This is a genomic window from Paraburkholderia sp. BR14374 (assembly GCF_040948685.1).
In the GTDB taxonomy this organism is placed as follows: Bacteria; Pseudomonadota; Gammaproteobacteria; order Burkholderiales; family Burkholderiaceae; genus Paraburkholderia; species Paraburkholderia youngii.
The window spans coordinates 1-11,329 of sequence record NZ_JBFPKF010000009.1 but is presented as its reverse complement, the minus strand read 5'-3'; the positions used below and the strand labels follow the sequence as shown (position 1 = coordinate 11,329).

At 66.7% G+C, this 11,329-nt stretch carries 11 protein-coding genes; 8 read left to right on the top strand and 3 right to left on the bottom strand.

Translation table 11 applies throughout. The features are described 5' to 3' along the window. The first annotated feature begins 209 nt into the window (after positions 1-209). The 8 genes from AB3X86_RS21455 to AB3X86_RS21420 all read left to right on the top strand — a co-directional run bounded on the left by AB3X86_RS21455 (position 210) and on the right by AB3X86_RS21420 (position 9,461). Positions 210-1,517, top strand: a complete 1,308-nt coding sequence (locus AB3X86_RS21455) for a glycosyltransferase family 4 protein (RefSeq protein ID WP_368597547.1) — start codon at positions 210-212, stop codon at positions 1,515-1,517. A 121-nt stretch (positions 1,518-1,638) separates the two neighbouring features. After that, positions 1,639-2,241, top strand: a complete 603-nt coding sequence (locus AB3X86_RS21450) for a D-glycero-alpha-D-manno-heptose-1,7-bisphosphate 7-phosphatase (protein ID WP_368597546.1) — start codon at positions 1,639-1,641, stop codon at positions 2,239-2,241. Continuing rightward, a complete protein-coding gene (gene waaF, locus AB3X86_RS21445; protein WP_368597545.1) occupies positions 2,238-3,479 on the top strand; it encodes a lipopolysaccharide heptosyltransferase II in 1,242 nt (413 codons plus the stop codon). Before AB3X86_RS21450 ends, waaF begins: the two co-directional genes overlap by 4 nt. Before the next feature lie 22 nt (positions 3,480-3,501). Then, positions 3,502-5,247 (top strand): carbamoyltransferase, encoded by a 1,746-nt coding sequence (locus AB3X86_RS21440; protein WP_368597544.1) that lies wholly within the window; start codon positions 3,502-3,504, stop codon positions 5,245-5,247. Beyond that, positions 5,244-6,332, top strand: a complete 1,089-nt coding sequence (locus AB3X86_RS21435; protein ID WP_368597543.1) for a glycosyltransferase family 2 protein — start codon at positions 5,244-5,246, stop codon at positions 6,330-6,332. Before AB3X86_RS21440 ends, AB3X86_RS21435 begins: the two co-directional genes overlap by 4 nt. Then, positions 6,329-7,468 (top strand): glycosyltransferase family 9 protein, encoded by a 1,140-nt coding sequence (locus AB3X86_RS21430; RefSeq protein ID WP_368597542.1) that lies wholly within the window; start codon positions 6,329-6,331, stop codon positions 7,466-7,468. The genes AB3X86_RS21435 and AB3X86_RS21430 overlap by 4 nt, the downstream gene beginning before the upstream one ends. Then, positions 7,458-8,414 (top strand): glycosyltransferase family 4 protein, encoded by a 957-nt coding sequence (locus tag AB3X86_RS21425; protein WP_368597541.1) that lies wholly within the window; start codon positions 7,458-7,460, stop codon positions 8,412-8,414. The genes AB3X86_RS21430 and AB3X86_RS21425 overlap by 11 nt, the downstream gene beginning before the upstream one ends. 51 nt (positions 8,415-8,465) lie before the next feature. Beyond that, positions 8,466-9,461: a UDP-glucuronic acid decarboxylase family protein gene (locus tag AB3X86_RS21420; protein ID WP_176123652.1), complete on the top strand. Its 996-nt coding sequence runs from the start codon at positions 8,466-8,468 to the stop codon at positions 9,459-9,461. 104 nt (positions 9,462-9,565) lie between these two features. On the opposite strand, the gene AB3X86_RS21415 is transcribed toward AB3X86_RS21420, so the two are convergent. The 3 genes from AB3X86_RS21415 to AB3X86_RS21405 all read right to left on the bottom strand — a co-directional run. After that, positions 9,566-9,832: a hypothetical protein gene (locus AB3X86_RS21415; RefSeq protein ID WP_368597540.1), complete on the bottom strand. Its 267-nt coding sequence runs from the start codon at positions 9,830-9,832 to the stop codon at positions 9,566-9,568. Positions 9,833-10,084: 252 nt separating this feature from the next. After that, a complete protein-coding gene (locus tag AB3X86_RS21410; RefSeq protein ID WP_368597539.1) occupies positions 10,085-10,669 on the bottom strand; it encodes a recombinase family protein in 585 nt (194 codons plus the stop codon). Between the two features lie 260 nt (positions 10,670-10,929). Further along, positions 10,930-11,329 (bottom strand): transposase (locus AB3X86_RS21405; RefSeq protein ID WP_368597538.1); only part of this gene is annotated, 400 nt, incomplete at its 5' end.

Below are 11,329 nucleotides of genomic sequence, written 5' to 3'. Positions count from 1 at the left end.
GCGAAGTTACACGATCGTATGTAGAAAAAGGGAACGCCACAGCGTTTCTCCCTCGGCACGAAAAAGGGCACGCCACAGCGCTTCGTCCGCGCGGGCCAACGTCCGCCGTCGTTTCTCGGCACCGCAAGAACCGAATGGCACAGCGAATGCTCGGGGCGGGGAAACGATTCCTCAATATCGAAGAACGCGCAACTCGGGAAGGAGTGCAAATGAAGATCGCCCTGATCAGTGAACATGCGTCGCCACTTGCTGTCGCCGGCGGCGTCGATAGCGGCGGCCAGAATATCTACGTCGCGAACGTCGCGCGTCAACTGGTGGAAATGGGCCATCAGGTCGATGTGTTCACGCGCCGCGATCGCGCACTGCTGCCCGAGCGCGTCGACATGGACGGCGTGCGCGTGATTCATGTGCCTGCCGGACCGCCGCGACAATTGCCGAAGGAACAATTGCTGCCGTTCATGGACGAGTTCGCCGCGTTTCTGGTCGGGTTCTTTCGGCGTGAACCTCAGCCGTACGACGTAATGCACGCGAACTTCTTCATGTCGGGCCTCGCCGCGTTGAAGGTAAAGGCTGCGCTCGGTGTGCCGCTGGTCACGACCTTTCATGCGCTCGGCCGCGTGCGGCGCATCCATCAAGGCGCGGACGACGGCTTCCCCGACGAGCGCTTCGCGATCGAAGACGAACTGGTCGCACGCTCGGACGTCGTCGTGGCCGAATGTCCGCAGGACCAGGCCGATCTGCTCGAACACTATCGCGCCGATCCCGCGCGCATCCGGATCGTGCCGTGCGGTTTCGATGACGAGGAGTTCCGGCCCGTCGAGCGCGAAGCCGCCCGCAATGCGCTCGGCTGGAGCCCGCACGACTTCATCGTGCTGCAGCTAGGCCGGCTCGTGCAACGCAAAGGCATCGACAACGTGGTACGCGGCGTCGGCGTGCTGAAGCACACCTTCAACGCGGCAGCGCGGCTGTACGTGGTCGGTGGCAATTCGGACGCGCCCAACGAAATCGCGACACCGGAGATCGCGCGCCTGCGCCAGATCGCACGCGAATGTGGCGTCGCGGACGAGACGAGCTTCGTCGGCCGGCGTGGTCGCGCGCGGCTGCGCTACTTCTACAGCGCCGCCGACGTGTTCGTGACGACGCCCTGGTACGAGCCGTTCGGCATCACGCCGGTGGAGGCGATGGCCTGCGCGACGCCGGTGATCGGCGCCGATGTCGGCGGCATTCGCTATTCGGTTCTCGATGGCGTGACCGGCTTTCTGGTGCCGCCGCGCGATCCGCACGCGCTCGCCGCGCGTCTCGACCGCTTGCGGCGCGACCCCGCGCTCGCGCGCCGGATGGGCGAAGCGGGCCTCGAGCGGGCGCGGACCAGCTTTACCTGGCGCGGCGTCAGCGAAGCGCTCGCGCAAATCTATGCTCGCGCGGCAAAGCTCGCGCCGAGCAAAACATCGCTCGATACCGGCTCCGAGCCCGCGCAGCTACCGCTGCGAGCAGCAGCCGGAGCGTCGTTCCGTTGACGACGGCGCACGCCGCGCGAACGCGCACGGCGTGCGCATTGGAACGCGCCGCGGCCGGTCCAGCGGCTACGGCGCGCCTTTTTCCGACTATCGGCCCACGCTCGCAAAACCACCAACCATCATGACGGTACCCGCTGTGTTCATCGACAAGGACGGCACGCTGCTCGAAGACGTGCCCTACAACGCCGATCCCGCGCTGATGCGTTTTGCGCCTGGTGCGCGCGAGGCCCTCACGCTGCTCGCCGCCTACCCTTATGCGCTGTTCTTGATCAGCAATCAGTCCGGCATCGCGCTTGGCAAGTTCGAAGACAAAGCGCTGTTCGCGGTCGAACGCCGGCTGCGGCAGATGTTCGCCGAGTGCGGCGCCACGCTCGCCGGCGCGTACTGGTGTCCGCATCATCCGGAGGGCAGCGTCGAGCGCTACGCGATCGTCTGCGACTGCCGCAAGCCCGCGCCCGGGATGCTGCTGCGCGCAGCCAAAGAGCATGAACTCGATCTCGCGCATAGCTGGTTCCTCGGCGACATTCTCGACGACGTCGAAGCAGGCAATCGCGCCGGCTGTCGCACGATCCTGCTCGACAACGGCCACGAGACCGAATGGCGGACCGGCCCGCAGCGCACGCCGAATGCGCGCGCGGCCGATCTGCACGAGGCCGCGCAACGCGTCGTGTTGAACGGCGTGCCGCCGGGCAGCGCGGCACGCCGCAAGGAGGCGCCGCGGTGAACGCACCTCTGCCACTTGCGCCGCCCACGCTCGCTCATGCGCGCGTGCCCGATACGTCGCAGCCGGTGTGCTGGGGCGACGACGTCAAACGGATTCTGTGCGTGCGCCTCGACAATCTCGGTGACGTGCTGATGACGACGCCCGCGCTGCACGCGCTGCGCGAGTCCGCCGAAGATCGCCATCTCACGCTGCTCGCGTCGCGCAGCGGCGTCGCGCTCGCGCCGTTTCTCGACGACGTCGACGACGTGATCGAATACGACGCGCCGTGGGTCGCGCCCGCGTCGAACGTGACGCGCGACCTGCTCGACGATCATCGGATGCAGCAGCGGCTGAAGCGCGGCTGCTTCGACGCGGCGGTGATTTTCACCGTGTACAGCCAGAGCCCGTTGCCGGCCGCGATGCTGTGCTATCTCGCGGGGATTCCGCGCCGCCTCGCGCATTGCCGCGAGAATCCGTACGCGCTGTTGACCGACTGGCTGCGCGAACCGGAGCCGCAGCAGCGCACGCGGCACGAGGTGCAACGCCAGCTCGATCTGGTGCGCCACGTCGGCGCCCAGTCGAGCGACACCGCCATGCGTTTTCGCGTGCCGCCCGCCGCGCGCCGGTCGCTCGATTCGAAACTGAGGACCCTCGGCATCTCCCGCCACGACGAGTGCATCGTGCTGCATCCAGGCGCGACCGCCGCGTCGCGCCGCTATCCGCCCGAGCGCTTCGGCGAAGTCGCGACACGGCTCGCGCGCGAAACCGGCGCCGCCGTGCTGTTGACCGGCGGCGCGAGCGAGCGAGCGCTCGTCGAGGCCGTGATGCGCGCCGCTGCGCCAGGCGTTTGCGCGCAGTTGTTCGACCTGAGCGGTGCACTGACGCTCGCCGAGCTCGCCGCGCTGCTCGAACGCGCAAGCGTGCTCGTCTCCAACAACAGCGGCCCCGTGCATGTCGCGTCCGCGCTCGGCACGCCGGTCGTCGATCTTTACGCGCTGACCAACCCGCAGCACACGCCGTGGCAAACGCCGCAACGCGTGCTGTACCGCGACGTCGAATGCCGCTGGTGCTATCGCAGCGTGTGTCCGCACGGGCATCACGCTTGCCTGCTCGGTGTTCCGATCGAAGAAGTCGTGCACGCGGCACTCGAATTGCGGCACGCGCATGCGCATGCCCCGCGGCGTTGCGCAGCCGAGCGCGCGGGCCGCAGCGATGACACGAACACGCCGACGCTGGCGGATCAGCCAACCATCCCCTGAACCCACTGCCACTGCTAACGCCATGTACACCCTCGGAATCAATGCGGTCTATCACGACAGCGCGGCCGCGCTGCTGCGTGACGGCGTAGTGCTCGCCGCCGCCGAAGACGAACGCTTCACGCACGTCAAGCACGCGAAACGTCCGGTCCCGTTCTCGACCTGGCAGCTGCCGTTCGACGCGATCGACTACTGCCTGAAAGCCGCCGGCATCACGCTCGCCGACATCGATCACGTCGCTTACTCGTACGACCCCGCGCTGTTCGGCGGCATGCCGAAGAAGCCGGGCGCGACGATCGAGTTGCCGTTCGATCCGGCCGGCACGCGTCCGGACAACCCGTCCGCGTCGCCGTGGGACCCGCTGTTTCTCAGCTATATCGCGAACGCGAAGGGCCAGTTGCTCGACGGCGCGCCGCATCATTTGCGCAAGCGGTTTCAGGGCGTGGATCGCGAGCACGGCTTCGCATGGCACTTCGTGGAGCACCATCTTGCGCACGAGGCGAGCGCGTTTCTGGCCGCGCCGTTCGACGACACTGCCGTGCTGACGATGGACGGCCGCGGCGAAGGCGTGACGACCAGCATGGGGCAATTCGTCGGCGGCGAGTACACGCGCCTGAAACAGGTCGAGTTGCCGCACTCGCTCGGCTTGCTGTACGAAGCGGTGACCGACTGGCTCGGCTTCCTCCACTCGTCGGACGAGTACAAAGTGATGGCGCTCGCGTCGTACGGCAAGCCGGCCTATGTCGACGTGTTTCGCGAGATCGTCAAGTACCGCCAGGACGGCAGCTATACCGTCGATGCGCCGCGTCTGACCGAGCGCTTCGGTCCCGCGCGCGAACGCGGCGGTCCGCTCGGGCAACGCCACTTCGATATCGCCAATTCGTTGCAGCGCGTGCTCGAGGAGACCGTGCTGGAACTCGCGCACTGGCTGCATCGGCAGACCGGCTTGAGCCGGCTGTGCATGGCGGGCGGCGTCGCGCTGAACTGCGTGATGAACTCGAAGGTACGCGACGCGGGGCCGTTCAGCCAAGTGTGGGTGCAGCCGGCGGCCGGCGACGCCGGCACCGCGCTCGGCGCGGCGCTGTGGACCGACTATCGCGAGCGCGCGGCGCGCGGCGACCGCGAGCGTCGCTGGAAAATGGACCACGCGTACCTCGGCCCGGAATACAGCGAAGCGGAAATCGAGCAGTTTCTGCGCTGGTCGAAAGTGCCGTACCGGCGCCTCGACGATATCGCCGGTGAGAGCGCCGATCTGCTCGCGCAAGGCAAAGTGATCGGCTGGTATCAGGGCCGCACCGAATTCGGGCCGCGCGCGCTCGGAGCGCGCTCGATCCTCGCGTCGCCGATCGATCCGCACATGCAGGCGAAGCTCAACGAGATCAAGGATCGCGAAGACTTCCGCCCGGTCGCGCCGGTCGTGATCGAAGAGGAAGCAAACGACTGGTTCGTGAACGGCCGAACCGCGCCGTTCATGCTGTTCATTTTCGACGTGCGCGCCGACAAGGCCGCGCGCATTCCGGCCGTGCGGCATGTGGACGGCACCGCGCGCGTGCAGACCATCAACCGCGCGCAGCACCCGCTGTACTACGACCTGCTGGCCGCGTTCAAGCAGCGCACTGGCGTGCCGATTCTCGTCAATACGTCGTTCAACACGCGCGGCGAGCCGATGGTGAATTCGCCGCGCGACGCGGTCGAGTCGTTCTGGACCTCGCCGCTCGACGCGCTCGTGATCGGCCCCTTCCTCGTCGATAAGGCGGGGGGCCGCGTATGAACGCGTCGGTCATGTGTCCGGCGCCACTGCATGGCGGCGTGGCCGCGCGCTACAGCAGTGAGGATGCCGAGGAAACCGGCCGCACGCTGCGCACGCCCTCGTGGCCCGACGTGTCGGTGGTCGTGCCCACCTATCGCCGTCCCCAGATGCTCGCGAACTGCCTCGACGCGCTGTGCGCGCAGCAGTTCGCGCCGCATCGCTACGAGATCGTGGTCTGCGACGACGGTCCAGACGACGCCACGCGCGCCTGCGTCGAACGGTTCGCGCGCGAGCAGGCGCCGCGCGGATTGGAGGTGCACTACCTGCCGGTCACGCGCACCCAGGGTCCGGCCGGCGCGCGCAACGCGGGCTGGCAGTATGCGCGCGCGTCGCTGATCGCCTTCACCGACGACGACACGCTGCCCGATCCGCACTGGCTGACGGCCGGCGTCGCGGCGCTCGCTTCCGGCGCCACGGCGGCCGCCGGCAGGATCGTCGTGCCGCTGCCCGAGCTACCCGCGCTGCCGACCGATTACGAAGCGGACGCGAGCGGCCTCGCCCGCGCCGAGTTCGCGACCGCGAACGTGTTCGTGACGCGCGCGGCGCTCGTCGCGACCGGCGGCTTCGACGAACGTTTCACGTCGGCGTGGCGCGAGGATTCGGACCTGCAGTTCACGCTGCTTACCGCCGGCGGCCAGATCGTGCAGGCCCGCGACGCGGTGGTCGTGCATCCGGTGCGGCCCGCGCGTTGGGGCGTCAGCATCGCGCAGCAGAAAAAGAGCCAATTCGATGCGCTGCTTTACCGCAAGCATCCCGAACTGTTTCGAACGCGCATCGGCTCGCGGCCGCCGCTCCTGTACTACGCGATTCTCGCTGCCGCGTTGCTCGCGATCGGCGGTGGGTTCGCGGATCTGCCGATTCTCGCGGGCGCGGGTGTTATCGCGTGGTGCTGGTTGACCGGCTATTTCTGCGCGCGTCGGCTGCGCGGGCGCAATCACGGCTGGCGCCACGTCGCCGAAATGATCTGGACGTCCATTCTGATTCCGTTCCTGTCGATCTACTGGCGGCTCTATGGCGCCATCCGTTTCAAGGTGTTCTTTCCATGACCGTACCCTCGCTGCTGGCGGCGCTCGCGCCGCGCCGTATCGTCGTGTTTCGCGCGCTGCAGCTCGGCGACATGCTGTGCGCGGTACCCGCGCTGCGCGCGCTGCGCGCCGCCGCCCCCGATGCGCATATCGCGCTGATCGGACTGCCGTGGGCGCGCGCGTTCGTCGAGCGCTATGCGGCGCTCGTCGACGAGCTGATCGTGTTTCCGGGCGCCGTCGGTTTTCCGGAGCAGCCCGAAACGGACGATGGCTTGCCCGCGTTCTTCGCGCGGATGCGCGGCCGGCGTTTCGATCTGGCGATCCAGCTGCACGGCAGCGGCGGCGTCGCCAACGATCTGCTGCATCGACTCGGCGCGCGTGCCGATGCCGGCTTCGTGCAGCCCGATGAGGTCACGCGCGAAGGCTGCTTCATCGATTGGCCGGATGCGCTGCCCGAGCCAGAGCGCTATCTCGCGCTGATGAGCACACTCGGTGCGCCGGTACACGACCGGCGCCTGACGTTCCCGCTCACCGGGCCCGATCTCGATGAGTTTGCCGCGCTGCGCGCGTATCACGGCATCGAAGACGAGCGGCTCGTGCTGATCCACCCCGGCTCGCAATTGCCGTCGCGCCGCTGGCCCACCGAGCGCTTCGCGGCCGTCGCCGACCACCTCGCCGCCGACGGCTGGCAGATCGCGATCACCGGCACGGCCGCCGAGGCGCCGCTGACCTGCGCGGTGCTCGGCGCGATGAGCGCGCCCGCGCTGCATCTGGCCGGCGCAACGTCGCTCGGCGGGCTCGCGGCACTGGCGGCGCATGCGCGGCTCGTGGTTTGCAACGACACCGGCATCTCGCACATCGCCGCGGCGATGGCGACCGCGTCGGTCGTGATCGCGTGCGGCAGCGACACGCGGCGCTGGGCGCCGCTCGATCATGCGCGGCACCGCGTGCTGGCCGACTACCCGGCATGCCGGCCGTGCATGTTCCGCGACTGCCCGTATGGCCATCCATGCGCGCTGAACATCGGCGTCGATGAGGTGGTCGAGACCGCCCGCGAGCAGCTTGCGCGCGCACCTGGCGCGCAAGCTGGCGCGCCCGGTAGCCTGCATGACGGAACCGTTTCACCGTTTTTCGAGGATCTGCACCATGCTGCGTAATTGCCGCCGACTGCGTGTGCTGACCTGGCACGTGCACGGCAACTACATGTACTACTTGAGCCAGACGCCGCACGATTTCTATCTGGTGACGAAACCGGGACATCCGCCCGGTTACGCCGGCAAGGTCGGCGTGTTGCCGTGGGGCGAGAACGTGCACGAGATCGCGATCGACGACGTCGCCAATCACGAGTTCGACGTGGTGCTGTACCAGCATCGCACGCACTGGGAATACGACCGCGAGCACGTGCTGAGCAGCGCGCAGCGGCTTCTGCCGCGTGTCTACGTCGAGCACGATCCGCCGCAGGAAAACGCGTTCGAGCAATGGCATTGGGTCGACGATCCCGGCACGCTGCTGGTGCACGTCACGCACTTCAACCGGCTGATGTGGGACAGCGGCGTCACACCGACACGCGTGATCGAACACGGCGTCGTGGTACCCGACGGCGTGCGTTACAGCGGCGAACTGCAGCGCGGCATCGTGGTAGTCAATCATCTCGCGCAGCGCGGCCGGCGGCTCGGCGCGGACATCTTCAGCGAAACGCGCACGCGCGTGCCGCTCGATCTCGTGGGCATGGACGCGCAGCGGCTCGGCGGTATCGGCGAAATCGGCAATCTCGATCTGGCCGCGTTCAGCGCGCGCTACCGCTTCTTTTTCAATCCAATCCGCTGGACCAGCCTCGGCCTCGCGATCGTCGAGGCGATGACGATCGGCATGCCGATCGTCGGTCTCGCGACCACCGAGCTCGCGACAGTGATCCGTAACGGCGAAAACGGCTTCGTGCATACCGACGTCGACGCGCTCGTCGACGCGATGCTCGGGCTGCTGCGCGATCCAGACGAAGCTCGGCGGCTCGGCGAGGGCGCGCGGCGCACGGCGCTGGAGCGCTTTCATATCGACCGTTTCGCGCAGGACTGGCACGACGCGCTGCTGCACGTCACCGCGTGACGCCACGCCGCTTTTCAACGCCCATGCGCTCCAATCACAGGATCACGCACCATGAAAGAACTCACCCGCAAGCGCATTCTGGTTACCGGCGGCGCCGGCTTTCTCGGCTCGCATCTGTGCGAACGGCTCGTCGCGCAGGGCCACGACGTGCTGTGCGTCGATAACTTCTACACCGGCACGAAGGACAACATCGCGCATCTGCTCGATTGTGCGAACTTCGAGCTGATGCGTCACGACGTGACGTTCCCGCTGTATGTGGAAGTCGATGAAATCTATAACCTCGCGTGCCCCGCGTCGCCGATTCACTACCAGTACGATCCGGTGCAGACCACGAAAACCAGCGTGCATGGCGCGATCAATATGCTCGGGCTGGCCAAGCGCGTGAAAGCGCGAATTTTCCAGGCATCGACGAGCGAAGTGTATGGCGACGCGCTCGTGCATCCGCAGAAGGAAAACTACTGGGGTCACGTGAATCCGATCGGTCCGCGCTCGTGCTACGACGAAGGCAAGCGCTGCGCGGAAACGCTATTCATGGACTATCGCCGCCAGCATGGTCTGTCGATCCGCATCGCGCGCATCTTCAACACCTACGGCCCGCGCATGCATCCGTCCGACGGCCGCGTGGTGTCGAACTTCATGATGCAGGCGCTGCGCGGCGAACCGCTGACCGTCTATGGCGACGGTACGCAGACGCGTTCGTTCTGCTATGTCGACGACATGATCGATGCCTTCATCCTGCTGATGAACAGCGCCGACGATCCGGGCGGCCCGGTCAACCTCGGCAATCCGCACGAAGTGTCGATGCGCGAGATCGCGCAGCGCATCGTCGCGGTGACCGGCTCCGCTTCGCCGCTCGAAACGCAGCCGCTGCCGGCCGACGACCCGTGGCACCGGCAGCCGGACATCTCGCTGGCCATCAAACTGCTCGGCTGGCAGCCTGGCATGTCGCTCGATGAAGGGCTGCTGCGCACCGCGCATTATTTCCGCGCGCGCATCGAGGCGAGTCGGCCGATGCCGCCGCAGCAGGTGGGGGAACGAGTCTCGTGACGCGCATTAAAAAAGAAGCGACCGCGAAGGTCGCTCGGGGAGCAGTGCCACGGAGGCCGCTCAAAAGCCATACCGCGAAGGGCGTGCGGGCTATGGCATTGGGTTCATGAGGAACGGAGGGTGGACTCCGCGTCGCTCGTCAGCACCGTCATCGGCCCCGCGCTCAACGCGGCCGAGATGATCGCGAGGTGTTCGGCCGGGCAATCGACCAGATCGACGCTCAGCGACTCGCGTCCGCCCGCGGTGTTCACGTGCGCGGACCAGCCGCACACGTGCGCATGATGTTCGATCAGGCTCTTCCAGACTGCGACGACTCGGAGTGATCCCGGGCTTGCATAAACAGTCAGACGTTTCACGTGCATGGCTTTCATACGGCATCGCGCCGCGCCTCGGGTTCGGATCGCAAGGTTTGATAATGGTGTGTAGGTTGAGGTTAGACGTGTGAACTTTCAAAGCAAAGCACATGCCCCTGTCCGTAACTGAACTGTTACGGACAGGGGCATGTGGACGCACGTTTGGGCAATGTGGCGCTTTCCACACGGTCGGTCGTGCAAAATGCGCCGTGCGGGATGCCCGAACGGCGATGCGGTAAAAACGATAGGAAAGGAATCGGCAGGTATTTTCTACATGGCTGGCGTGTCCGCGCGAATGCGCATCACGGTCTGGCGCGAAGTGCCGAAGCGTCGCGCGACTTCGCTGACCGACTGTCCTCTGCCGAGGGATTGCAGCACGCGTTGGCGCTGTTGCTCGGACAGCGATGGCGGCCTGCCCGTGTGTTTGCCGCTTGCGCGAACGGCCGCGAGACTATCGCGGCTACGCAGGCTGCGGCACGCGGCATCGAGCCGCACTAGCGCGCGCAGCGCCTTCACCGCCGAAGGCTCGGGACGTCCGGCCAGATCGGTATGGCCGACTTCGACGCAACGCAGCGCCACGCCGGCCTTCCGGCACTGCATCACGGTGGCGAGAATGTCGCGCGCATTGCAGCCGAGCGCGGCCAGCTCGAGCACGACGAGCGTATCGCGCGGCGCGAGGCGCCGGATCAGACTCTGCAGTTCGGGGCGTTCGCGTCCCTGTGTGTAGGTCGGCAGATCCTCGACCACGAGCCGCGCGAGCGTGACCATGTAGCCCGCCTTGTCGAGCCGGATCAGCGCCTGCTCATGGCGAAGCGCATCGTGCGCGCCGAACAGATAGATGTGTAGTTTTTCCACGTCGCCTTCGTAGTCGCGATCCGCCATTCGCGGCGCTATTGCACTCGGAATCCCGTTAGTTCGAGCGACGACGGTTGCACACGTCGCCACTCATCGCGCCTAGCAGGCTGTTGAAAAGCGCCCCGTCATGACGACCGAAGCTACGTTCAGGAGACTTGCGCGTGCAATTTTCCGCTGAATTACCGGTTCACCGCGCGATCCGCGCGGGGCAGGCGCACGCATGCGGCTCGTCTGGCGCGCAGTCTTCGCGCCTTGACGGCTCATCGCGTCGCTCCTCGCGGCACCATCCCTGGCATTCGGGCCATGCGGGTCAGATTGCTCGCAACCATCGTCAGCTTGAAGTGCTGGTCGACGCGCTTGAGGCCGCGATAGACCGTCTGCCGGATCCGCCCGATGGTTTTGCCCCAGCCGAAATGCTCTTCGATTCGTTTGCGGATGATCTGGCTAGTCCGGTAGCCCGCATGCCGCGAAGTGCGACCGTCGATGGCGCTGCCGCCCCAACGCTCATCGTTGCGCGCGACATGCGGTGTCACGTTGCGAGCGCGGCAATCGTTCACGAAGTCGCGGGTGTCATACGCCTTGTCGGCACCAACTGTCTTCGCATGAGCGCCTGGCACGCAATCGAGCAATTGCAATGCGCTGGCCCGCTCGGCGAAACCA

What these genes read in the sequence shown, in the direction of transcription:
- AB3X86_RS21455 (WP_368597547.1), top strand. Translation starts at nt 210, where the DNA reads ATGAAGATCGCCCTGATCAGTGAACATGCGTCGCCACTTGCTGTCGCC.
- AB3X86_RS21450 (WP_368597546.1), top strand. Translation starts at nt 1,639, where the DNA reads ATGACGGTACCCGCTGTGTTCATCGACAAGGACGGCACGCTGCTCGAA.
- AB3X86_RS21440 (WP_368597544.1), top strand. Translation starts at nt 3,502, where the DNA reads ATGTACACCCTCGGAATCAATGCGGTCTATCACGACAGCGCGGCCGCG.
- AB3X86_RS21435 (WP_368597543.1), top strand. Translation starts at nt 5,244, where the DNA reads ATGAACGCGTCGGTCATGTGTCCGGCGCCACTGCATGGCGGCGTGGCC.
- AB3X86_RS21430 (WP_368597542.1), top strand. Translation starts at nt 6,329, where the DNA reads ATGACCGTACCCTCGCTGCTGGCGGCGCTCGCGCCGCGCCGTATCGTC.
- AB3X86_RS21425 (WP_368597541.1), top strand. Translation starts at nt 7,458, where the DNA reads ATGCTGCGTAATTGCCGCCGACTGCGTGTGCTGACCTGGCACGTGCAC.
- AB3X86_RS21420 (WP_176123652.1), top strand. Translation starts at nt 8,466, where the DNA reads ATGAAAGAACTCACCCGCAAGCGCATTCTGGTTACCGGCGGCGCCGGC.
- AB3X86_RS21415 (WP_368597540.1), bottom strand. Translation starts at nt 9,832, where the DNA reads ATGAAAGCCATGCACGTGAAACGTCTGACTGTTTATGCAAGCCCGGGA.